Consider the following 22937-nt stretch of genomic DNA (forward strand, 5'->3'; position numbering starts at 1 on the left):
ATTAGGCCTGCCGCTAGCGTTCATCCTGAGCCAGGATCAAACTCTCCATCGTAAATAATTGTGTACGTATATTGCAACGCACTGTCTTGTTCAACCGACATCCGAAGATGTGTCGTTGAGTTGTTTTGTGCTGACCGTTTGTCAAAGAACTTGGCGCCTGACCCGTTGGTCGAAGCGTGGTTGAGAAGTGATTTAGACCAGCTAAATCGTGTCTCGTTGTTTGGGAGTGCAAAGGTACACTTTATTTCCCACTTGTCAAGTAAATGTCGAATTTATTTTTAAAACTTATTTTTCAATTTTTCCTCGTAATAGATTGATAATCAATGTATTAAACATATTTTCTCAATCTTTCCCGATGTTTGGGAGTGCAAAGGTAACACACTTTATTTAACTTGTCAAGTAAATCTGAAAATAAATCTTTAACTTGATACTCAACCTGTTGCACCTAATAGATTGATGGTTAGTGGCTTGCGCCTTATGTGTCAACCTGTATCCCTATTTGGGAGTGCAAAGATAGGGGACTTTTTGGCGCTTGTCAAGCCTTGATCTTGAAATAAGTGGAGGGTCACCAAAGATTCTTTGGTAAGTCCCCCCCTTTCAGCCACTTACCCACCCAAAGTTTTTTTAAACTTTTTTGGTCTACGCTTGTTCTGGCGGCCAAATCTACACCAGCATCAGCTAAAGCGACCTTTTTTAGCCGTTATGCGGGCTCTATGAATTATATTGCGTCTCCTATTTGTATCAGTTCATCCGGTACATTGAGTTCTTCATCCAATGAAAATATTACACACTGCAGACTGGCATCTGGGGAAACGGCTTCAGGATTTTCATCGACTTCAGGAGCAGAAAGAGGTATTAGCTGAAATTGTGCAGGTAGCTAATGAGGAAGATGTGGATTTAATTATGGTGGCAGGTGACTTGTTCGACACATTTAATCCTGATCCTAAAGCAGAAGACCTCTTATATAGTACGCTTAAAGAGTTAACAGCAAACGGACGGCGGACAGTGGTCGTCATTGCGGGGAATCATGACAATCCAGATCGGATTGAAGCGCAGGACCATTTCGGGCGAGAGTGCGGTATTATTTTCGCTGGCTTCCCAAAAACAGAGGTGCGAGCTTACGAATTAAGCTGCGAAGCAAAGTTGCTTCGCTCGGCACCGGGGTTCATAGAGTTAAAGTTGCCCCGACACGAACTTCCTGTACGCATTATTATGACTCCCTATGCTAATGAGACCCGGCTGCGGTCGTATTTGGGTATGGTTAGTCTTGATGATGAATTACGGCAGCATTTGCACCAGCATTGGGCAGTCTTGGCGGATACTTATATGGATACGCAGGGCGTCAATTTACTGATGGCTCATTTATTCGTCATGAAACGGGGTGGAGAACAACCCGAAGAGTCAGATGATGAGCGTAGTATTCTGCAGGTTGGTGGTGCCTCAGTAGTATACACAGACATGATTCCAGCCCAAATTCAATATACAGCTCTTGGGCATTTACACCGTTATCAGACATTGACGGGCGGGCCTAGTCCAGTCGTATATAGTAGTAGTCCATTAGCGTATAGTTTCGCAGAGACTGATCAACAGAAATATATAGTCATTATTGAGGCAGAACCGGGGCAAGATGTACTAATCAGACCTATTCCGCTGGTAACGGGAAAACGCCTGCTACGTCCTCGGTTTAAACGTGTAGATGAAGCGGTTGATTGGCTAAAAGAGAATCCGAACTGTTACGCTGAGATCACTTTGCAAACGCCTACGTTTTTGACGAGTGACGAGCGTCGGCAACTTCAACAGGCGCATAAGTCGCTGGTAACGATTATTCCTGACGTACGGGATGTGAAGGAAACTGAGCGGGAATCCGCCCCGGCCATCGACCTTACTCAGAGTATAGATACGTTGTTTACAAGTTATTTCAAGAACAAAAACAAAGGGCAGGAGCCGAACGAACGGCTACATCAGTTGTTTAAAGAGATTTTAGCAACAGAAGCTGAATGATACCCATTAAACTATCAATTCAAGGACTTTATTCGTATCAGGGATTACAGGAAATTGACTTCCAGAAACTAATTGGTTCGAGTGTATTTGGCATTTTTGGTAAAGTCGGCAGTGGCAAAACGTCTTTATTGGAGGCCATTAGCTTTGCGTTATATGGTGAAACAGAGCGGCTAAATAGTCGTGACAATCGCCAGTATAACATGATGAACCTGAAATCGAAGCACTTACTTATAGACTTCGAGTTTCAGGCCGGTCCCGATCAGCAATTGTACCGATTCGTCTATGAGGCTAAACGTCATCCAAAGAAACATCATGAGATAGGCCCCGGCGAACGGCGGATGTTTATCCGTGAAGGCAATGAATGGCAGCCAATTGGCAATGAGAAAGAGGATGTAGGGAAATTATCGAAGCAGATACTGGGCTTAGATTACGAAAATTTCAAACGAACAATCATCATTCCGCAGAACCAGTTTCGGGAATTTCTGGAACTCAGCCCCAGTGACCGGACTAAGATGATGAATCAATTGTTCAAGTTGGACCAGTATGATCTGGCTAGTCGGGTGAACAAGTTGAGTAAGGCTAATGACGACCAACTGGCCGAACTTCGGGGTTTGCTATCCCCACTGGATACGGTAACGCCGGAAGCCATTGAGCAGGCGAAGACAAACGCTAACGTAATTCAGACAGTAATAGCCGAAACGACGCAGAAAATCAACCAGTTAGAGCCAGCCGAACAACAACTACTTCACTTACAAAAACAAAATAATTCACTAATCTGGGCTCGTAACGAGTTGGACCAGTGGTTAACTCATGAACCGCAATTTCGAAAAATCCAGCAGGACATTAATATATATGAACAGTGTCGGCTGCTATTCCAGGCGGATTTCGCAGTCCTGGACAAGTTACAAAGTCGGCATAAAGAATTAGTCGATTCAACTCAGCGAGCGCAGCATCAATTCGACACGCTCACGAATCGGCTCCCTGCTTTGTTAGCAACGTATAACTCGGCGAAGGATGCATACGAAAATCGGGATTCATTGCAGAAACAGCTTGATGAGCTGGATACGGTTCAACAGATCAGGACATTGCAAGGGCTGATTGACCAAAAAAGCCAGGGAAAAAGCCTGGTAGAGAAACAACTAGCTCAGCAAAATGGCGTACTTGACCGCCATAAAGCCGATCGTAAGGCATATCAGCTAACAGTGGAGTATCCGCTCAGACAATCGTTGAATCTGGACCACTTGTACCAAATTCAAAATTGGCATGTAGCTCATAAGCTGCTAAAAAAGCGCGCAAATGAGCTTATGACAGAAATTGAAACGTATGAGCACACTATAGGAGCAATAAAACATCGAAAGGACGAGGTGTTAATTGGCTTTCCGTCTGAATGGACTGACTATACACTTAAGACGTTGCCAGAGCAGATTGCAAAGGCAATTACTTATTACGAAACTGCTCAAATCGGCCATGAGGCTGCCTACCAACAAGCTCTGATTAAGAAGGAATTACAGCAATATGCGGAGTCTTTAACCGATGGTTCGGCTTGTCCTTTATGTGGCTCAATGCACCACCCGGCTATTCACGGTGGTGGAGATGTAACGACTGAGGTTGCCAAAGCAGACACTTCGTTGAGAAAAGTAAGAATTCGGATCAAAGAGTTAGTTACCCTTCAACTAACGATTAAGGGCCTTGAAACTGAATTACGGGCTACGTTGGATAATGGCAAACGATTAATTCAGGAACGGGGAGCAACAATAGAATCATTAACGGCTCACCAGGATAAATTTGTCTGGAATGAGTTTAGCAGCGATGACGAAGATGCCGTTAAACAAGCCATTACGGAAGAACAAGTTTACCAAGAGAAGCTCACGAAGGCAAATGAAGCCATTCGAGCCTTGGATAAGTTAATCGACGGTGCAGAAAGTAAGGTCACACACCTAGTTAAAGACGTTAGCAATGCAACTGGTATTCTTTCTCAACAACACGATCAGTTGGCGAAGGAAGTTGCCTCACTAGTCCATTTTTCGCTCTCGGATGTGGTGCAATGGAATTTAATTCAAATTGCCGATCTGCGTGATTCGCTAACCCAACAGTACATTCAGACAAAAATAGACTTCGACAACGCAAACAAAGGTCGAAGCGATGCCGAGAAAGAACAGGCAACCTTGCAGGAACAAGTGCAGCAACTGTCAAGACAAGTAGTCGATGTTGCCAGTGATATAGCAACTCTGGAAAATGGTATAAACAAAAATCTGACTGATAACGACTTAAACCAGCAACAGATTGAGCAGATATTGCGGAGTAATCTGGATGTTGAGCAGAAAAAACGTTCCGTAAAAGAATTCGATGACAAATTAAGTGGCTTCCAAAAATTAGTCGCTGATTTGGAAGTCGAATTATCGAGCCAATCGTTCGACTCGGACGCTCTACTTTATATTCAGGGGCAACTACAGACTCTACGCGGCCAGAAAGACGACCTGAACAAAGAATTTGGACAGCTTACCAACGTGTTTGTAATGCTGGAACGGCAATGGACTCAAAAGCAGGAACACCAAAAACGGCATGACGAACTTGATCTCCGGCGACAGGATTTGAAGAAAATGGACGAAATGTTTAGGGCACAGGGCTTCGTGAACTACGTTTCGGCGGTGTATTTAAAAAATCTTTGCGAGTCGGCCAATGAGCGGTTTTTCAAGTTAACCAATAATCAGTTGAAGCTGGAACTTGACGATAAAAATATTTTTCTGGTGCGCGATTACCTCAATAGTGGTGAGGTGCGAAGCGTAAAGACACTATCGGGTGGTCAAATGTTTCAGGCAGCGCTGTCCCTGGCACTGGCTTTATCGGATAATATTCAGCATCTAACGAAGGCCAAACAAAACCTGTTTTTCCTAGATGAAGGTTTCGGTACGCTCGATAAGGATTCTCTGCAAATGGTCTTCAAAACGCTAAAAGCCCTCCGCTCCGAAAATCGCGTGGTCGGAATCATCTCGCACGTTGAAGAATTGCAACAGGAAGTAGACAACTTTATTAGGGCAGAAGCGACGGAAAATGGAAGCCGGATTGTGAGAAGCTGGGACTGAGAAGAAATAGAGAGAAAGATTTATTCATCACATTTCCCCTCCCCTTCGGCTCTTTGGCCATATTAACAAATCTTGACCAAGCTCTGGAAACGAGTCCGTTTATTTACTTTTACCAGCAAATAAACGGACTCCCACTAATGAAAAAGCTTGTACTATTCGTCATGTTCGGCTGTGTTGCACTGGCCGGATGCCGCACGCCAAAGTCAGGGAAAGCCTCTGTACAGTCACAAAAAGCCGTTACAACAATTGCCTTTGGGTCGTGTAGTGACCAGAAACGGTTGCAACCACTGTGGGACGATATTGTGGCTCAGAAACCAGATGTCTGGATTTGGCTTGGTGACAATATCTATGGTGATTCGGAAAGCATGGACACGCTTAGGGCTAAATATGCCCGACAGAAGGGGAATCCAGTTTATCAGCAATTACGGCAAACGACACCAATCATCGGCGTGTGGGACGATCACGACTATGGCGTTAACGATGGCGGGAAAGAATATCCCCGTCGGAAAGAAAGTCAACAACTCATGCTGGATTTCCTGGACGTATCAGCTAACAGTCCATTGCGTACACAGGAAGGGGGTTATTCTGCCAATGCTTATGGCCCAAAAGGACAACGGGTAAAAGTGATTTTGCTGGATGGCCGTTATTTCCGCGACCCGCTAAAGAAGGATGGTAAAGCCAACGTCCCCGACCCGTCGGGCGATATTTTGGGCGAAGCACAATGGAAATGGTTAGAGCAGCAACTGGCAAATTCCGATGCCGATGTGCATATTATTGGCAGTGGGATTCAGGTTCTGCCCGAGGAGCACGTGTATGAAAAATGGGCCAACTTCCCCACAGCGCGTCAACGGCTTCTGGATCTGTTAGGTAAAACAAAGCCGAAGGGCACACTCTTAATCAGTGGCGACCGACACATGGCCGAAGTGTCCAAAGTAAATGTGCCTGGATTAAACTACAGCCTGTATGACATTACGAGCAGCGGTCTTACCCATGTCTCGGCTCCACACGAAGAACCAAATCGCTATCGCGTTGGCGAGATCGTCTCCAAACTCAACTACGGTTTAATTACCATTAATTGGAACCGCACCAGTGGTGATGCTGCATCCCGATCGGACAAACCGCTAAGCGCCACCGTCCGAATTAACGGCGACAACCAGGAAACTTATCTCACGCAGGAAATCAGGTTTTAATCCACTGCGCTGTTTATCCAGTTTGACGGGCGTATCTATGAAGCAGTTTCATAGATACGCCTGTTTTATTTTTTATTCTACTTCCTTATTAATCAACTCCATTACTTCTTCTGAAATACCCGTCATGGAGAAACCACCGTCATGGTACAGATTCTGCATCGTAACCATACGAGTTAAATCGGAGAAGAGCGTTACGACATAATCGGCGCATTGGTCGGCGTTAGCATTGCCAAGGGGTGCCGTTTTATCCGCAAAATCATAGAATTTATCGAAACCACCAATACCTCCACCAGCGGTTGTCGGCGTTGGCGACTGCGAAACGGTATTCACCCGCACATGCCGGTATCTCCCATACCGATAGCCAAAACTTCTGGCAATTGATTCCAGAATAGCTTTAGCATCAGCCATGTCTGTATAAAATGGAAACGTTCGTTGAGCAGCCATATAAGTCAGCGCAACAATTGACCCCCATTCACTAATGGCATCCAGCTTGTAAGCCGTTTGCATCATTTTATGAAACGACAGAGCCGAGATATCAATACTCTGCTTAAACCAATCGTAGTTCAGATCCGTGTAGGCTTTCCCCTTACGAATGTTCGGACTCATGCCAATACTATGCAACACAAAATCAACTTTGCCGCCCAGTATATCGGTTGATTTGGTGAACAGATTTTCGAGGTCCTCTACTGACGTAGCATCAGCCGGAATTATTTCGGCGTTGCACTGCTCAGCGAGTTGCTTGATAGCACCCATCCGCATCGCAATCGGCGCGTTGGTGAGTGTAAAAGTAGCCCCTTCCTCCTTCGCTTTCAGAGCGACTTTCCAGGCGATTGATTTTTCGTCTAAGGCACCAGAGATGATGCCGCGTTTTCCGTTCAGTAATCCGTAAGCCATATTTTTTTATAATTTTCCCGTTTTTGTCGGAATGACAAAAAATGCAATACGATCAAAACAGCGGTCAAAGTTAGGTTATTTTTTTTCGCGAAAGACTACCGCAGCTACGGGGACTTTGGCCAAAGGTAGCTTTAACACAGTCTCCATAAATTTTTCGGTCGCCAGATAAACGCCGTTGATATCTCCAGATGTAAAATGCGACGCAATTACGTGCTCACCTGCGTTTGGGAAATCGACTTTTTGTTTCTGATTAGCAGGTGTACCCAGTTCATCAAACATATCCAGCATGGCAGGCACCGACACAACTTTGTCCTGATGCTCCTCGTCTTTGTAATAATAACCCATGAATACCGGCTGCTTTACTTTCCGAAACAGTTCGGACGTCATGTATTCTTCGAGCATAGTTTGTAACGTAATCAGACCGTTGATATGGTATTGCGGCAACCAATATCGGGCGCGACCGCCTTTATAGTTTGTGTTAATAACGTGCTCGCCATTAAAAACCTGATTGAGAATCTGCTTACCCCAGGGCTTGGTAGCCAGTTTTAACGCTGGATTAGCCACTGCAATACAAGGGGAATAGAGCACTAAACCATCAATTTCGGGGTGATGAGCGGCTAAATAAAGCGCAAGCATACCACCGGCTGATGTACCCATTACAATTACTTTCTCGCCCAACGCCTTTCCAATAGCCAAGGCTTGCTCAGCTGAACCAGCATAGTTTGATGGCGTCAGGCTCTTAAACGCGTCTGGTGAGTTGAGGCCATGTTCATGGGTGCGGGCGAGGTATAGATTACACCCGAAGCGTTTAGCTATTTCTTTATGAATTGGGTCTCCTTCGGCCCAACTTGCCGTAAAACCGGGCAGATAAACAATACTGTAAGGCGTCTTTACTTTATGCAAACTATCGGCCCAAACAATCCGGGCTTCATTGTCAGGGCGCAGATTTTCTTTATCTTCCGATTCGACGATGTTTTGCTCTAGCTTCGCCAGTTCTGGGCGGCTGGCGTCCCAGTTAATCATAGTTGGTTCTTCTTTAATTTTATCAGAATGCGCCGATGGACCAAGCAGGTAACCAACAGCAAGAACGGCCACGAAGAGACCTAAAATCACGAGAAACCGTTTCATACGTATTCTTTTATATCCATTCTGATTCGCCAGTCCTTTGGTAAATAGTTGTTAACACGAGTACCTACGCCTTTTACCCAACCCAGATTCAACCCTTCATATTGAGCTAACAACCAGCCTTTAACAGGTTCATCAAACACCAGATTCTCTTTCTTAAAGTACCGCAACGCATCTTCCTTACTCAATGCCAGAGCAGGCAGATTTTGATTAATGGCTGTACTGAGAGCCAATGCGTGCGAAGGAATAAAATCCTGCCCTTTAAACTGACCCATTTCCAAACCAAAGCCTTTGCTTTTCAAGGCACTATCCAGAAATAAGAACGTTTTTTCTAGGGCTTTCGGCAAGGCCATCACATCACCATTAGGTTTCTCCCAGAATGAAAAATCGACTGGATTTTGAAGCCATTTCGCAGCTGAAGCGGCTTCGCGGGGACGTAATGCCCGTATGGTTCGAAACGTGCGGGCATCAAGTTTCACAGGAGCCGTGAACGCTGTTTTCTGGAAAACACTAATAAAAAACCCCTCGCCCCTAACTCGATTTGGGTAGCACTGGTAACCGACGGCATCACCTGTTTCCAGATCGCCAGCCTGCCTCTCAACTATATTCCATTCAGATGGCAAGATGAGCGGACGATTTCGAAACCCGTTTTCGGTTAAGTAGCGGACGTTCTCGGCGTTTTCGGTATCGTTATAGGTACAGGTGCTATAAATCAATACACCACCTTTATCCAGCAAAGGCCCGGCTGCGGCTAAAATCCGTTTTTGCCGGGCAGAACAAAGTAATACACTAGCTTCCGACCATTCCCGCATGGCATCGGGATCTTTCCGAAAAAGTCCTTCGCCAGAGCAGGGAGCATCGACCACAACCACGTCGAAGAAACCAGTCAGATTGTTCATATCCTCCGGGTCATGATGGCTAACGACAACATTCGGGTAGCCCCACTTATCTAGATTTTCGCGCAACACCGATACCCGACTGCGAATTACTTCATTACATATCAGCAAACTGTCGGGATGCAGCATCGACGCCAGCAAGGTACTTTTCCCCCCTGGGGCCGCACACAAATCCAGCACGCGTAACGGACGATTCAGGTTAACAGTTTGCTTGAGTGCCTCATACAAAAGCATGGAAGATGCTTCCTGAACATAATATGCACCAGCTTGAAACAACGGATCGAGCGTAAAACTTGGTCGTTCGGGAAGGTAAAAACCATCTGGGCACCAGGGCACCTGCGCCAATCCCGTTGTATTATAAGATGCACCATAGCGATGGACCGGCGAACCAGCCATCTTTTGTGGGTTCATGCGGATGCTCACTGGCGTCGGTTGCGTTAGTGCCGACTCAAATTCAGTAAAATCTGCGCCCAACTGTGCCTGCATCTGTGCCAGAAATGCAGGAGGCCATCCAGCCGGGGGCTGTCCACCCAGAGGCATCTTATGTGTAGTCATGTGACAAAAATACGGAACTGTCGGGCGGTTTTCACTAAACTTGCATCATGGCTGTAACACAAGAACGATTCAGGCAGATTAAGACCTTTATTTTCGACGTAGATGGTGTTTTGACCGATGGTAACGTTAATTTACTTGCATCGGGCGAGCGATTTCGAACAGTTTTCATCCGTGATACCTACGCCATTGAACAAGCCATTAAGGCCGGTTTTCGGGTTGGAATTGTGTCTTCATCAAATGCCGATGGCGTACGAAACTGGCTAGCCTCAATGAATGTCAAAGACGTTTTAATGGGTGGTCCTTCCGACCAGAAAGTGAATGCGTTCCTCGGCTACATAGCCCGTGATGGTCTGAATGAATCCGAAATCCTGTACATGGGAGACGATCTTCCTGACTACACCATTCTGAGTCGGGCGGCTGTTTTGAGTACCTGTCCCGCCGATGCTGTTGACGAAATTCGGAGTATTTGTACCTATATATCATCCAAATCGGGTGGCCGTGGCGCTGTTCGGGACGTTATTGAACAGGTAATGAAAGCGCAGGGAAAGTGGTTTTCATAACCCATTAATTTACAAGAATAAATTTTTGAATGAACAAATTAGCCGAACGTGACCAGGCAGTACTGTGGCATCCGTTCACACAAATGCAGACGGCTCCATTGCCAATTCCAATTGTGCGGGGTAGTGGATCGATATTATACGATGCCGACGGTCGCGAATACATTGATATGATCTCGTCCTGGTGGGTGAACTTGCACGGACACGCGCATCCGCACATTGCCAAACGCGTATCCGAACAGCTACAAACACTTGAGCATGTTATTTTCGCTGGTTTTACTCATCAGCCTGCGGTTGAATTAGCAGAGCGCCTACTAGCGATTTTACCCCGGAATCAGTCGAAAATATTCTATTCCGACAATGGTTCAACAGCCGTTGAAGTGGCGCTAAAAATGGCATTTCAGTACTGGCATAACCTTGGCAAGCCTCGTCAGAAAATAATTGCGTTTGAGAATGCTTACCATGGCGACACATTTGGAGCAATGGCCGTGAGTGGACGCAGTGCTTTCACGGCACCCTTTGTTCCATTTCTGTTCGATGTGGATTATCTGCCAGTGCCCCTACCAGGTCAGGAAGATGACGTTCTTCAACGTGCCGAAGCCTTATTTACTGATGAAGTAGCTGCTTTTATTGTTGAGCCATTAGTGCAGGGATCAGGCGGCATGGTCATGTATGAACCGGCTATATTGGATAAATTAGTTCAACTGGCTCGGCGCAAAGGTTCGCTCATTATTGCCGACGAAGTGATGACAGGTTTCGGTCGAACAGGCCGCCTGTTTGCATCCCATTATCTTGAGGGAAAGCCAGACTTAATGTGCTTATCGAAAGGGTTGACTGGTGGAACGATGGCATTGGGCGTTACTTCTTGTGTGCAAGCCATTTACGACGCCTTTCTATCCGACGATAAGTTTAAAACGCTTTTTCACGGTCACTCATTTACCGCTAATCCGTTGGCCTGCACAGCTGCGCTGGCCAGTATGGATCTACTTCTTCTGGCCGAAACCCAAGCAAACATTCAGCGCATTTCCCAAAACCATACTGATTTTGCGAGCAGACTAGCCACTTATAAAACAGTTGAAAACATTCGGCAACACGGCACATTGCTTGCCTTCGATTTGAACGTTGGTGAGCAAACCTCTTATTTCAATAACATCCGCGATACAGCCTACAATTTTCTGCTGGAGCGTGGTGTTTTAATGCGCCCGTTAGGTAATGTGTTATATCTGATGCCTCCTTATTGCACAACAGATGAGCAGTTGGCCTACACACATAAGCAGATAGAAGAATTGTTGACAACTATCTGAATGCATATAGCTTGATATTATGAGTTTAATCGCTCACCTTTGTTCCACCAAGTTTAAGCGGGAGTAGCTCAGCTGGTAGAGCGGCAGCTTCCCAAGCTGCAGGCCGTGGGTTCGAACCCCATTTCCCGCTCACCTATAAACCTATGAAAATCAACCGGTTAGTAGAAATGCTGGCCGGTTTTTTTCTTAATAAGTTGGCCTTACTAACACGTTTGCTAACACAACTTATTCAACTTCTTTATTTACCTCAGCTAAGTTCAATTATTATTAATTAAAACCGACACGTTTATAATGTAACATTAATTGCTTTACAAAGAGTTATTTCGATTCTATTAAACAATATGATAGTTAGATCCTTACATTGTTTAAGTATTATATTAAAACCCACTGGAAATTTATATCAAATCAATCATTGGAATTACTAATAATCATAAACTAGTTTTTTGATGAATGTATGATTTCTGGCAAATGAAAACGAAAAGGGGGCTGAGGAACTGAAGACCTAAAGTATTCACTCTCATTTAAAGATTCATTTAAATACTGTACTACGCCAATATCCGAAATGCCTAACGATTCAATTCTAGATAATTCATAAAAGCTTCTAGCTTTGCCAGTAGATAAATTTTGATGGATAATCTGTAAAACCGTTATCCTGCACTGGCTGCCAATTCGAGCCTGCACAAATTGGGAAAGTACTGCTGTTGGAACAGTGCCGTAAATTGATGCTCCGCTTTCTGTAATTACCTCAAATTTACCTTCTCCTTTTAAGCTTTGAGTAACAAGTTCTCCTTCAACTATTATTTCAATAGGTTCACTTTGTGTAATTTTTTCAAGTGAAGCTTGTAGCCGTTGCATCTTTAATTTATTGCCTGTCCACTTTAATTCAGTATCTAAAGGTGTGTGCCAATTCAGATCAGCTTCTAAGTTGAAACTTAGTAGTTGTTTTAAAAATCGGCTAATCATGCGTAAGGCAGAATTACCAACCGTTGCAGAAACTTGTAATAAATCATCTGAATCAGATGTAGATAAAATTTCAAACGTACGACTTATACAAACATCGGAAAGACTATTGCCGAATATATCTGGATTGGTATCGACCGAAATAAATAACCGGGTCGATCCAGCACCTAATCGTTTTAATTTAGGTTTTAATTGATTTCTGGTTTCGGTGAAGGCATTCTTACGTTTTCTATTACCATGTTTAGCATATTTACCGATTTCAATCAGCGTTTCCTCAAACGAATTTGATAACTGACCAATCATATATAACGGTAAAGAACCGTTTTGGGCAGATTCGCCGATTAAGCGCAATTCAACCAATTCAAATAGGCGATCTTGTCGTTGCTCAATTAGTCGATTGTTTAAGTCATTGAGCCTATTGGCTGCTGACTGCACCATCATCTGACAGGCAAAACTCTCAGGATTTTCGGCCAATTTTTTCTTATGCTGCTCTAGTAATTGCAGTGCAGTATTACGCAGCTCTTCTGTACGTGCAATATCAAACATGCGGTATTATTATTTTAAAATAGCCTTTCTCGCTATTGGTGTAATGTCCTTTCGAAAATAGTCCGTCCCAATAGTCCTTTTCGCTTTCATCTTCTAGATATGCTAGAAACCCATGCACAGTATACCGAGCAAGCATTAAATCAGGGTCGTTTGTTAACCGAGTTAATTGTTGTTTGTGTATTACAGGCAATGTATCCAGTTCGTACCCATGAACAAAAACAGTCAAGTCTATGTCACTAGGATCTAGCTTATTGGTTACAAATGATCCATCGATCCAGACTTCTATATAAAGGTTGAGTTTTCTAAGTTCGTGCAAATATCTACGTAAATTATTTACCAAAAACAGCCTTCTCGATGGATCTGCTGAGGTCCCTGTGAAAGAGTCATAGAAGAAATGGTCAAGTTGCCATTCACCAATCACCCTAACCCCGCTGGCTAATATAGGTTTGGCATCATTTTTACGTATTTTAGAATAATCATCCATCGGCTCAGATTTTTTTCAACCGGCCTTCTAGCTCCGGCTCTTATTTTCTTCTTCACGGTAATAATATACCAATTTTGGGGCATTGTCAAGCTATATATTACTAGCATGCTACAAGCGCAACATACTTTTTGATACCGTCTCTTCTTAAAATTGTGCATCCTATTTTACTAAGACAAGATATTCATCACTCACTAACTGCATCATCTGCTCAAAATTATTATACACTAATGCTTGATTGCTGTGTTCGATTTGTTCCCATCCGATATGTGCTTTTATTTAATCACTCCCTTTTTAACGATGACTTACGTACATATCCTTTTATTAGGTTACCTGTTTCATCGGCGGATTCAACCTTTATAAAATAATTAGTTTCATCAATTGCATGTAGCTGGCTTCCTACTGGCAATTCACCAAGTATATCTGATTTAACATTTGGCTTCTTATAGGCATTCGTATTTTCAGTGGTAACCCATTCGTAGGTACTACTACTATCTGCAATTGCTGTTGAATTTGCGGCTGGTTTTAAAAGAACCATGCTGATAGCCCTTTTTATAATAACTATTCGAGTTTTTTAGTAATAATATACGGCTCACCCATAATGCTCCCACCTTCATAGGCTAATAGAAAGCTCCCTTCCGGTATATAATCTTTTATACTATTTATTATAAGCTGCTGATAACCAGAAGGTGGGTCGTTTTTTTGAAAGGTAATGACCCCTTTCTTTACCTTTATCGTGGTAACTCCTTTTATATAGTGAACCTCGACTTCGCTTAATCCAAATCTTGTGGACATGTCTACACCAGAGGAATCAGCAGCAGGGAAAATAGGAGCTTTCGGCAGTAACTGCTCAAAGTACCTAGTAGTAGACTTTACTTTATTAGAAGCCGTGGAGCTGAAGCTATAATTCCCATTTGCTGATATTATGCCATTATCAGAGAAATTCCGAGTTCTATCTTCTTCAAACCTATAAAAACCATTGTAACTATATGTTTCATTAAGAATGAATGGCTCACGATGTTGTGAAAAATAGTTATAAGCAGGAATGGCGAGTTCATTAGTGTTTGTGCCGAAGTCTCCTTTTTCCGATAAATCAGCAATTCTCACCTTAATAATTTTTCGAAGTAATGCTATTGTTTTCTCATAAGCTATAGGGTTTACTAACTTTAGATCATGTGTTCTTTTTTTCATATTTATAAGACTATCATACTGGCTACTAGTTAAATACTTAGTACTCAAAATTCTATTTAAATTTTCGCGTTGGACAACTTGCTTGTTAGGGATCAATTCATCCAAAATATCAAAAGGAACAAAAGTGTTGAGAGTCTTATCTTTTATTAAAGACCTAACAAACCCTAAACCTTTAGCATACTCATAAACCATTGACGAATTTAAATTTAGCTTTGAGTTCGAAGAAGTACTAAGTACCTGAATTCCAAGAATATATTTGAATTTGGTGGGGCTATCATAATGACGATATACGAAAAAATGAGCTTTATTTTCTATAATAGTACCATCTGATTCGACTTCTGTCCATGTAACAAACTCCTCTGGTTTGCTAGGCATTTTTAATAGTATAGATGATTTATTAGAATTCTTTGCATTTTCTTCGATAATATTTGCGTTTCGGCTACTCTTTACCAAAGCATCATACTTGTTAAATTCTATAACTGAATTTTTCGAGCTTACTAGGTTACCATCATACAAGCGATTTTCCTTAATAATAGCTAATTCATTCTGAACAATATAGGATCGAGTACTAGTAAATCCTGATCTAACTCCTTGCTTAGTTGCCTGATAATAAGTAGCTCCTTTAATTGTCGCTTCAGGAATTATAAAATCTTTAATGGTAAGTTGACCAACCTCTTTAATGTGATCGCTAACATTGAATTGGCTAAATACCAACGTTATCGAACTTAGCCAAATGGTAATGCTAAGTAGCATCTTGTTGAATATCATGGTTGCGGAGATTTATTTGTATGTAATCACTTGGCCAATATAACAATTGTCAGCCAATCTACTGACAAGCTATCAAGATAGAACCCTCAATATTGTCCACGTAGTAATGGGCAATGGAAAAGGCAGTTTTCCTGAAATTATTGGGGGAGAATATAGTCAGACTTCGATTGGCAAAAGGCTGGTCACAGACTGAGCTTGCTAATGCGTGTAACAAGGATCGGCAGACGCTACATAAAGTGGAAAACGGGCAGGTGAATGTATCCGTATACTTTTTACTACAGATTGCCAACGCACTGGAAGTTGCTGTAAATCAGATACTTATATTTAAATAAGTGTATTTAAACTTGTTGGACGCAAGACATCCCTTTGGAACGCGTATCCTGTCACCAGAAAGCTCACCAACAAATAGTGAATTACCGGGCCTGCCAAAGTACAAGGTCTAGCATCTTAACCTCTGTAATGGCTGAGCTCGGATAAACTTTCCTGAATTGAGTAACCAAATATCTTCCTTGTTCAGACTGTAAATATTCTGTGTAACAACGACTTATTTCCGTATATAGTGAGCAGATATTATCAAACCGATTCGGATCACTATAATAAGGCAATCTCGTATTGAGGTTTTTCAGAACAATTGAATCAATCACCGGCATTTGTGGATTTAAAGTTGCCATTAGTTTACTAGCAAATGAAGCTTCATACCTATTCGTGGCTTTATGCAACGAGTATAATATAATTGAAAAATCTACAGATTTACCCCTAGATTCATCGAGCAATTCATAAAACGTGTTATACCATTGCGCTGGTTTTTGACGAATCCTGTAGAAGCCATTAAAACGTCTCCTGAATTCTATATTGCTACTTAATGGTTTATCTTCTAGCTCTTTAAAGTATTCTTGGATAATAAGATATTTAGATAGGCCTACTTCTACTTTCTGCAAGCTTGAATCTATTTCTAATTTTGTAAGACTTACATTTATGATTGTAGTTTTTTTCATTTCTGAGAGAGAAATAAGGAAGCTGTTTAAATGGCCGCTTCTTACGCAGGCAATAGACTTTATTTACTCTCCAACTATATCTGCAATTATTTCAGCTAGTGCTTCAACATCTGACTTTGCTTCCTCAATAATGTCCTCTGCTGATTGTTCTCCATCAGAGCTTTCATATAATTGGGCAAACTTCTTTTCATTAAAATCATAACTTGCCAATTCATATAATGCTGAATTCGAACTGGTTAGCTGTTGGATTGTGCTGTAATTATCAGCTAAAGACTCTTCATTTGCATAAGGCTTTATGTCATCTCTAAACTCGTCTAAGATAAAAATTGCTTCAGGTATTTCTGTGAATTTAACCTCATTGTCATGTTTCAAAGGTTTATACGGATACTTAAGTTTGAAAATGAACTTCTCCTGAAATTCCTTGAGAACAGCGTTTAGATCCTTCATATAACCAATTTTTAAAGAAAAGATATAATCTCTAGGCATTTAACTATGTAGGTACTGCCTAACCAGAGCGTTTCATGGTTCATCCAAAAGCTGAATGATAAATAACCGCTCTGGTTATATGTCCTAAGCCTACAGTGGCTGATAGATGATGCTAAAACTACATTTAACAACAACGACTTGCAACCTTGACACCTTCTATCTGTTGGCAGCAAACCTTACGACGGGTTGTATGTTCTGTCGTTAGAAGCTGGAGCATTCACTATTCTTTTTTGTCAAATTTAGCCAAGTGGACGAGTTCTTCAATGACAATCCTAATGTCATCTTTTATCTGATCAATATCATTTTTCTTGGCATTGAACCTCCTATTGTGAGCGCTTAAATCCGCAAATTTTTTAATTTTTGGAAAAGATTGTTGCGAGTTGCGAGTGATCGTCCAAGCCGCTTCACTTAAAAGTATACTTATTAGGTCGCTCAAGTAAAAGTAAAAACCATCATTACTCTTAATATTGCTCTCAATCTTATGCACTTCAAACGCTTCAATGATTAAAGTTTCAATTAGTTTTCTCACCATGACAAGACAGCTATCATAAAGTCCATTCTGATAAGATAAGATGGATTGTTTTGCTACATTCTCAATATAGCCCCTTGTGCCTTCTACAAGTTCAAATGGGAAAAATTGGTCAGTAAGTTCATCATCCTTAATCTGAGTTTCAAGCTCACTTATCTTGTCATATAGACTTATTGCTTCTTGCTGAAGATTTTCGTGCTCACCAAGAAGCGTATTGTACTTAGGAACGAATTCATTCCACTCGGACAATAATTGTACATATTTCTGTTGATAAGACTCCTCTTCAACTTTTACTTTCTCCTGTTGGGCCGCTGAATGCTGCTTAATAAAATCAATATAGGAAGCGATGAGTTTGCGTGCAGTAGCTTTACCTTGTGTTAGCTTTGACTGCTTTTCTGATGTGATATATGTGTCAAAGTGTATCTGATTAACTTGTAGCCATTGGTCGCCTGTGATACCAAAAATTTGTTTGAGCTCAAGAATAGTCCTGTCTTTCCAAACTTTTGAATCAAAATCAAAGGCGTTTAAATCTTTCAACCTGTCTTCAAGTATTTTTATTGCAAATGCGCTACTAACTAAAAGCCTCATGTGATAACGTCATTTTTAAGCCGTGTTTATTTACTCCAAAATTATTCCAAATCGTCAGTCCACAATTCGCCTTTATCGCAAAAGACTCAGAAATGAAAGTACAACGTCCATTTAGGAGAAATTTAAACTGACAATCGTAACTCGGAAATGCCAGTAATACGTTTCCTTTTCGGGACGTGCGGCCTGTCGTACACAACCTCCCAAGCAAACCGAAAACCTAACTTGTCAGTGCGTTTAGCCTGTCAACGGAAACCGCGAAATGAAAGCCAAAACTTATTTATCGAGACGGGCTAATTGACAGATACCTCCCTTCGTAGCGAATAACAATGAACATTCTAATCTATGAATCATATTCTGTGCTTGTCATCAGATTAAACTACTCGGGAATTCTTCTGCTATAATCTGATCAACGCTTATAGGTTCTACTTGAGAGTTTAGTTTGTCAATGATTGCCTGTGTCTCCCTATACTCCATTGCTTCAGGCAGTTTGATAAATTCAGCTACAAACCCTAAATCTTTAATTTTTCCCTCAATTTCATCTAATGTTACGTTAAAGAACTCTTTACGGTAATTAAGCATATTTACCTTTTTGGCGGAAAAAGCTTTGTGTAATCCATTTTCGAGGGTTCTTGCCTCATCAGAATAGATCATTGCATGAATGTCGAACTGGAATGGAACGGAAGCATCTCCTAACTCCCGAACTCGGTCTAACGGTTCTAAGCGTCTTGTCATTCCAATTTTATAAACATTTTCGCCAAAGGAGCCAATATTTGAAATCACGTAAACATGTCCACGTTTCGTTTGTTGAGCCATTGATAGGGCTCTCTCCTTTTTTTCTTGAGCATTTCTTAATTCCTGTTCTAACTTTATTATTTGCGATTGCAACTTGTCATATTTGTCACCTGTTGATAATTCAATTTCTTTCCTTGCTTTTTCTAAAGCTTTTTGGTAGTTCGCTTCTTCTTTTTCTGCTTCTCGTTGGGCTTGATCAAATTCCCTTCTTGCTTTCTCTTCTTCTCGCAACTCCTCCTGAATCGCCCTCATTTCTTCCTTTTCTTGCTGCTTTTTTAATTGATACTCATGCTCCAAAATGAGTTCTTTTTGCTTCAAATCAAGATATTGCCTATTTATATAAACTTTAAATCCCTCACCTAATTTGTTTATGGAATCGAATAGCTTTTGCATTCGCTCCTTTATTTGGTTGATATTGTTCCATTTTACTTTGGCAATCAAAACATCACATTCGCCATTAAACGCCCTCAACATCAGTTTCTTATAAACTTTTACTATAGCTCTGCCTTTTGCCTCACTACCCTCGACCGTCCATTGAGTATTACAGCCAGCAACCGTATCATCACTTGTCATTGACTTTTGACGAGCTATGATTCTGTCTTGCTCAGCTCTATACTCATCGGATTTTTCAAAATCATATACAGGCTCGTAAACCCCAAATTCAATCAAATCTAATTTTGATTCAAAAAGGCTAACTTCTTTACGTAGTTTGGTATATGTGTCTAATGCAGTCTTATAGTTAGAGTTTAAGGTATCAAGATTTTCTTCAGCAGTTAATATTTCGGAGTTTTTTGAGCTAATTATTTGCTCTAACTCATTTTGTTGCTTAACTACTTCAGCTTCAACATCAATAATTGCTTGATAACGGCCAAGTTGGGATTTGAGTCTATCAATCTCTTCAAGCTCCTTTTTCTTCAAAAAATCAAACAATCCCATTGTCGTCTTCGCTTAGATTACTGTTAATAAATGAGGTTTTACCCAATTTTAATAGACTTGTACCGCCTAAATTTATGGGTATGGCAGCTTGTCAATCGAACTTACTTAATGAGCCTAGCCTTGTAACGGGGCGTTAGCCATGTCATCCGAAATCCACCTGACGGGTTAAAGCCAATTTGTAAGGATGTTCGCTCTTTCGACCGAAATCTCCCCCGCAAACACTTATTGAATAAACACCAATAAATATTTGAACGTAAAACCGAAAAATATCAAAGTCTTAATAATCAAAAATTTAATATCATATGTTTATTTGTACTTAGAGAGTACATACCAAAATTCAAAGACTGGCAAACTATGGCTTCTACTGTTTATCTACTACGTGGAAAATACCCTTTTTTCGTGAGTAACTTACAAGTAGTTACAATCCCCAATTATTTCTACATTCAAACTGTCTAATATATCTGTAGGTTTGTACCAGTCTTCCTTCAATGTGCTGGTTTTGAATTTACCATGAATGGTAAGTGGATACCATTGAGGTGCCAACCCGTTCATTGCCATTGCCGCCTTTGGCTGGTTTTACTACCTCATCCAACTGGCAAAAAATATCTTTGACTACATAATAGCTATTGCCAATATGGATATTGAAGCCCCTTTTGATCAATTTAAAACACTATATAAAGATAAGAAACTGTCTGATTATGATAAGCCTTTCATTAAAGATGGGGTAAATAACCCTGATCTATTTGCCAAACAGAAAACAAAAGTTCTGTTTATAGCCAAAGAGCATAATTATATAGGAGACCATGATGATCAAACCTATGCAGCGGATTATCGAGTATGGAGCAAGCAGGGAATCTACTTACAATTTGCTCATAGACTGAGTGAATGGGCTTATGGCTTAATGAATAACTTTCCTCCCTATGAGCAGTTGACTAACAAAAACAAGCATGAAGCCTTACAATCAATTGCCTTTATCAATGTCAAGAAAGCTAGTGGTAATGCTTCGGCTAATCCTGAACATATCTGCCAGTATATCATTGCCAGCCAATCATTACTACATCAACAGATTACCACTATTTCACCTACGCTCATTGTGTGCTGCTTCCGGTACGATTACTATGTAGAGATATTATTCGACATTAAGATGAAACGAGCAAACTCAAATGCCTATAGCTTAGGAAAGTGGGATAATATGGATATCATTAATTTTTACCATCCCTCAGCTAGAAAGAATAAGAAAGTCCTATATCAACAATTGGCTGAAGCTTACCAACATATCATTTAAATATATTAGCTCAAAAGTTATAACTATATATAATCATAAATTAAAAAACTATTCACCAATAAAATTTGGCGGTCGGCTTAAAAAGTTTTATAATATTACAAAAATGTAAATAATATTATAGTTGGAAAGAGATGTTCCGGTATTGTTTTTTAAGCAACTTATTAGTGTAGATATGACCATAATTGAACATAAAATTTTGATCGACCGACTATTCGAAATATTTTCTGATTATAATTAAACTGATTGATTTTAAATTTGTACCTCTTTGCTTCCTTAGGTTGCCAACTCTCCTGCATTACACTCTACCTGTCAATAAAAGGCTAGTAGTGTGGATGATAAAACCCAGATACCTAATCATCGTGGTTTTCTAATAACCAAACCGCAACACTAGCTCTACAATCATTGTTGCTATCAGTGTTATAGAAGGTGTTAAACCAATTTCTATCAATTTGCTCTCCTGCGTTTCGAGCGTTTTTAGCATCAACTAACCAGACCCTAGAGATTGATTTTATTGGATTATTGCCATTAAATTGAAACGAATGTGAATTATTAGCTTTAAGCAACCATTGTTTGAATGAGTAATTTCCATAAATAGCCTGTCCATCCATTGTGTAATAGCTTCGTAAGTAATCGTAAAATTCTGTTCCAGTCACGTTCTTGTTTCTTTAATAAAATATGTATAATTTATTAATCCCCCCGCATAGTTACATTTTAACTGTCGACCATGACCCGGCGAATGTGTAAAAAGTCCAATAATGAAACTGTGTGATTTGCCGCCGGGAAGCTACCCTAAAGAGTGCGAATTATTAAGTCACTTTCCGAAAGCCCGAAACTATAAAGTGTTCATATCTCTCGTACTGCGATAAATGTTTTTAAGCACCTCTTTCTCCTGCTCTGACTCTGAAGTTGTACCTATCAATGCAATGAAACCTAATTCTTTACTTAGTAACAGGTTCTTGCCATAAGCTTGAAATATTTCACCGTATATATGTCTCCTTTCTCCTTTCTGCTTTAATCCTATTTGAAATGCAAAATTTACGTTGCCATAAATTCTCAGTATGTGGTGTTTATACTTTGCATATATATACTCATTATCATTTCTAGTTACTCCGGTTTTCCAGTTTGTTTTATGTATAAAGTCACTGATACGTTTGTATATCCTTAAAGCTCCGGCACTCAAAATTTGGTCTTCTTGTGTTAAATATTCTAAACAAGAGCTTCCTACACGTATATAGCCCCAACTTGGATGATAGATTAGATGCTCAAATCTAAGTTCCTTACCACAACCCCTGCGCTCGCAAATGCCATCAAGACCGCCTAAATCATCAACCGAAATTAGTACCCATCCAGTAGTTGGTTCAATCTTGTTATGTTCTCTGGCATGACATCCTTTGCACAATGTAATGCAATCGCTTAAAGCATAATCCCAAGGCAGTAGTTTTGGAATATAGTGTTTATGATGTACTTGAAGAGTCGTTTCTAATTCTCTTCTATGACATTTCAAACATTTAAATCCATCTCTATTTTTTACCTGCTTAGAAAACTCGAACCATTTAGAATTGTAGTATGATTTTCTGGATTGCTTCATGTCCAGTTCAAATGTAAAACAATATTTTTATACTTACGGGTGTTCACCCTGTCAGCCACAACCCGCCCATTGAGCAAAAATCATACCCTCTAGGACGTGCGGCCTGTCACACGAGACCCGTAAAAGCCTATTGCTTCTGTTTTATCCCAATGGATAATGAGTCCAATCTCAAGTTCAATTGCCTTAT

General features: G+C 40.9%; 20 protein-coding genes and 1 tRNA gene. 8 read left to right on the forward strand and 13 right to left on the reverse strand.

The annotated features are described in order from the left end of the window. Positions 1-774: 774 nt before the first annotated feature. The 3 genes from ACFS25_RS29035 (at position 775) to ACFS25_RS29045 (ending at position 6274) form a co-directional block, all read left to right on the forward strand. On the forward strand, positions 775-2001 hold the full coding sequence (locus tag ACFS25_RS29035; protein WP_381508303.1) for a metallophosphoesterase family protein: 1227 nt from the start codon (positions 775-777) through the stop codon (positions 1999-2001). After that, complete coding sequence (locus ACFS25_RS29040; RefSeq protein ID WP_381508305.1) at positions 1998-5084, forward strand: AAA family ATPase; 3087 nt, start codon at positions 1998-2000, stop codon at positions 5082-5084. Before ACFS25_RS29035 ends, ACFS25_RS29040 begins: the two co-directional genes overlap by 4 nt. A 137-nt stretch (positions 5085-5221) precedes the next feature. After that, positions 5222-6274: an alkaline phosphatase D family protein gene (locus ACFS25_RS29045; protein ID WP_381508307.1), complete on the forward strand. Its 1053-nt coding sequence runs from the start codon at positions 5222-5224 to the stop codon at positions 6272-6274. Between the two features lie 72 nt (positions 6275-6346). On the opposite strand, the gene ACFS25_RS29050 is transcribed toward ACFS25_RS29045, so the two are convergent. The 3 genes from ACFS25_RS29050 to ACFS25_RS29060 form a co-directional block, all read right to left on the reverse strand. After that, on the reverse strand, positions 6347-7168 hold the full coding sequence (locus ACFS25_RS29050; protein WP_381508309.1) for an enoyl-ACP reductase FabI: 822 nt from the start codon (positions 7166-7168) through the stop codon (positions 6347-6349). Between the two features lie 75 nt (positions 7169-7243). Then, positions 7244-8296: an alpha/beta hydrolase gene (locus tag ACFS25_RS29055; protein WP_381508311.1), complete on the reverse strand. Its 1053-nt coding sequence runs from the start codon at positions 8294-8296 to the stop codon at positions 7244-7246. Further along, complete coding sequence (locus ACFS25_RS29060) at positions 8293-9744, reverse strand: methyltransferase RsmF C-terminal domain-like protein (RefSeq protein ID WP_381508313.1); 1452 nt, start codon at positions 9742-9744, stop codon at positions 8293-8295. The genes ACFS25_RS29055 and ACFS25_RS29060 overlap by 4 nt, the downstream gene beginning before the upstream one ends. A 47-nt stretch (positions 9745-9791) precedes the next feature. On the opposite strand from ACFS25_RS29060, the gene ACFS25_RS29065 reads away from it, so the two are divergent. The 3 genes from ACFS25_RS29065 to ACFS25_RS29075 all read left to right on the forward strand — a co-directional run bounded on the left by ACFS25_RS29065 (position 9792) and on the right by ACFS25_RS29075 (position 11735). Beyond that, a complete protein-coding gene (locus ACFS25_RS29065; protein ID WP_381508315.1) occupies positions 9792-10304 on the forward strand; it encodes a KdsC family phosphatase in 513 nt (170 codons plus the stop codon). Between the two features lie 29 nt (positions 10305-10333). Next, positions 10334-11605, forward strand: coding sequence for an adenosylmethionine--8-amino-7-oxononanoate transaminase (bioA, locus tag ACFS25_RS29070; protein ID WP_381508317.1), 1272 nt, complete (start codon positions 10334-10336; stop codon positions 11603-11605). Between the two features lie 57 nt (positions 11606-11662). Further along, positions 11663-11735: transfer RNA gene (locus tag ACFS25_RS29075), tRNA-Gly, on the forward strand. A gap of 305 nt (positions 11736-12040) precedes the next feature. Here ACFS25_RS29075 and ACFS25_RS29080 read toward each other — a convergent pair. From ACFS25_RS29080 to ACFS25_RS29095, 4 genes are all read right to left on the reverse strand, one after another. After that, a complete protein-coding gene (locus ACFS25_RS29080; RefSeq protein WP_381508318.1) occupies positions 12041-13111 on the reverse strand; it encodes a hypothetical protein in 1071 nt (356 codons plus the stop codon). Next, positions 13104-13595, reverse strand: coding sequence for a DUF6932 family protein (locus ACFS25_RS29085; protein WP_381508320.1), 492 nt, complete (start codon positions 13593-13595; stop codon positions 13104-13106). The genes ACFS25_RS29080 and ACFS25_RS29085 overlap by 8 nt, the downstream gene beginning before the upstream one ends. Positions 13596-13875: 280 nt before the next feature. After that, positions 13876-14130 carry an SH3 domain-containing protein gene (locus ACFS25_RS29090; protein WP_381508322.1) on the reverse strand — a complete coding sequence of 85 codons (255 nt, stop codon included), beginning with the start codon at positions 14128-14130 and terminating at the stop codon, positions 13876-13878. A gap of 23 nt (positions 14131-14153) precedes the next feature. Beyond that, positions 14154-15536 (reverse strand): hypothetical protein, encoded by a 1383-nt coding sequence (locus tag ACFS25_RS29095; protein ID WP_381508324.1) that lies wholly within the window; start codon positions 15534-15536, stop codon positions 14154-14156. A gap of 128 nt (positions 15537-15664) precedes the next feature. Here ACFS25_RS29095 and ACFS25_RS29100 point away from each other — a divergent pair, with 128 nt between their 5' ends. After that, entirely contained in the window at positions 15665-15883 is a 219-nt protein-coding gene (locus ACFS25_RS29100) for a helix-turn-helix domain-containing protein (protein WP_381508326.1), read from the forward strand. Between the two features lie 81 nt (positions 15884-15964). Here ACFS25_RS29100 and ACFS25_RS29105 read toward each other — a convergent pair whose 3' ends face one another. The 4 genes from ACFS25_RS29105 to ACFS25_RS29120 all read right to left on the reverse strand — a co-directional run bounded on the left by ACFS25_RS29105 (position 15965) and on the right by ACFS25_RS29120 (position 19877). Then, entirely contained in the window at positions 15965-16546 is a 582-nt protein-coding gene (locus ACFS25_RS29105; RefSeq protein ID WP_381508327.1) for a hypothetical protein, read from the reverse strand. Between the two features lie 63 nt (positions 16547-16609). After that, positions 16610-16993: a hypothetical protein gene (locus ACFS25_RS29110; protein WP_381508329.1), complete on the reverse strand. Its 384-nt coding sequence runs from the start codon at positions 16991-16993 to the stop codon at positions 16610-16612. A gap of 259 nt (positions 16994-17252) precedes the next feature. Beyond that, positions 17253-18149, reverse strand: a complete 897-nt coding sequence (locus tag ACFS25_RS29115; RefSeq protein ID WP_381508330.1) for a hypothetical protein — start codon at positions 18147-18149, stop codon at positions 17253-17255. A 366-nt stretch (positions 18150-18515) separates the two neighbouring features. Further along, the gene (locus ACFS25_RS29120) at positions 18516-19877 is read right to left on the reverse strand and encodes a DUF4041 domain-containing protein (protein WP_381508331.1); all 1362 of its coding nucleotides are present in this window, start codon (positions 19875-19877) and stop codon (positions 18516-18518) included. Between the two features lie 634 nt (positions 19878-20511). Between ACFS25_RS29120 and ACFS25_RS29125 the strand changes: the two genes are divergently transcribed. After that, positions 20512-21162, forward strand: a complete 651-nt coding sequence (locus ACFS25_RS29125; protein WP_381508333.1) for a hypothetical protein — start codon at positions 20512-20514, stop codon at positions 21160-21162. A 350-nt stretch (positions 21163-21512) separates the two neighbouring features. Here the strand turns inward: ACFS25_RS29125 and ACFS25_RS29130 are convergent, their stop codons facing one another. Continuing rightward, positions 21513-21815 carry a hypothetical protein gene (locus ACFS25_RS29130; protein ID WP_381508335.1) on the reverse strand — a complete coding sequence of 101 codons (303 nt, stop codon included), beginning with the start codon at positions 21813-21815 and terminating at the stop codon, positions 21513-21515. A 179-nt stretch (positions 21816-21994) separates the two neighbouring features. Next, entirely contained in the window at positions 21995-22750 is a 756-nt protein-coding gene (locus ACFS25_RS29135) for an HNH endonuclease (protein ID WP_381508337.1), read from the reverse strand. Positions 22751-22937: the final 187 nt, after the last annotated feature.

The sequence above is a fragment of the Spirosoma flavum genome, from assembly GCF_042686045.1.
Taxonomy (GTDB): Bacteria; Bacteroidota; Bacteroidia; order Cytophagales; family Spirosomataceae; genus Spirosoma; species Spirosoma flavum.

Excerpts from the sequence above, each read along its gene's own strand:
- ACFS25_RS29080 (WP_381508318.1), bottom strand. The coding sequence starts at position 13,111 with ATGTTTGATATTGCACGTACAGAAGAGCTGCGTAATACTGCACTGCAA.
- ACFS25_RS29105 (WP_381508327.1), bottom strand. The coding sequence starts at position 16,546 with ATGAAAAAAACTACAATCATAAATGTAAGTCTTACAAAATTAGAAATA.
- ACFS25_RS29055 (WP_381508311.1), bottom strand. The coding sequence starts at position 8,296 with ATGAAACGGTTTCTCGTGATTTTAGGTCTCTTCGTGGCCGTTCTTGCT.
- ACFS25_RS29040 (WP_381508305.1), top strand. The coding sequence starts at position 1,998 with ATGATACCCATTAAACTATCAATTCAAGGACTTTATTCGTATCAGGGA.
- ACFS25_RS29045 (WP_381508307.1), top strand. The coding sequence starts at position 5,222 with ATGAAAAAGCTTGTACTATTCGTCATGTTCGGCTGTGTTGCACTGGCC.
- ACFS25_RS29120 (WP_381508331.1), bottom strand. The coding sequence starts at position 19,877 with ATGGGATTGTTTGATTTTTTGAAGAAAAAGGAGCTTGAAGAGATTGAT.
- ACFS25_RS29095 (WP_381508324.1), bottom strand. The coding sequence starts at position 15,536 with ATGCTACTTAGCATTACCATTTGGCTAAGTTCGATAACGTTGGTATTT.
- ACFS25_RS29135 (WP_381508337.1), bottom strand. The coding sequence starts at position 22,750 with ATGAAGCAATCCAGAAAATCATACTACAATTCTAAATGGTTCGAGTTT.
- ACFS25_RS29100 (WP_381508326.1), top strand. The coding sequence starts at position 15,665 with ATGGAAAAGGCAGTTTTCCTGAAATTATTGGGGGAGAATATAGTCAGA.
- bioA (WP_381508317.1), top strand. The coding sequence starts at position 10,334 with ATGAACAAATTAGCCGAACGTGACCAGGCAGTACTGTGGCATCCGTTC.
- ACFS25_RS29050 (WP_381508309.1), bottom strand. The coding sequence starts at position 7,168 with ATGGCTTACGGATTACTGAACGGAAAACGCGGCATCATCTCTGGTGCC.
- ACFS25_RS29060 (WP_381508313.1), bottom strand. The coding sequence starts at position 9,744 with ATGACTACACATAAGATGCCTCTGGGTGGACAGCCCCCGGCTGGATGG.
- ACFS25_RS29035 (WP_381508303.1), top strand. The coding sequence starts at position 775 with ATGAAAATATTACACACTGCAGACTGGCATCTGGGGAAACGGCTTCAG.
- ACFS25_RS29125 (WP_381508333.1), top strand. The coding sequence starts at position 20,512 with ATGGATATTGAAGCCCCTTTTGATCAATTTAAAACACTATATAAAGAT.
- ACFS25_RS29090 (WP_381508322.1), bottom strand. The coding sequence starts at position 14,130 with ATGGTTCTTTTAAAACCAGCCGCAAATTCAACAGCAATTGCAGATAGT.
- ACFS25_RS29065 (WP_381508315.1), top strand. The coding sequence starts at position 9,792 with ATGGCTGTAACACAAGAACGATTCAGGCAGATTAAGACCTTTATTTTC.
- ACFS25_RS29085 (WP_381508320.1), bottom strand. The coding sequence starts at position 13,595 with ATGGATGATTATTCTAAAATACGTAAAAATGATGCCAAACCTATATTA.
- ACFS25_RS29110 (WP_381508329.1), bottom strand. The coding sequence starts at position 16,993 with ATGAAGGATCTAAACGCTGTTCTCAAGGAATTTCAGGAGAAGTTCATT.
- ACFS25_RS29115 (WP_381508330.1), bottom strand. The coding sequence starts at position 18,149 with ATGAGGCTTTTAGTTAGTAGCGCATTTGCAATAAAAATACTTGAAGAC.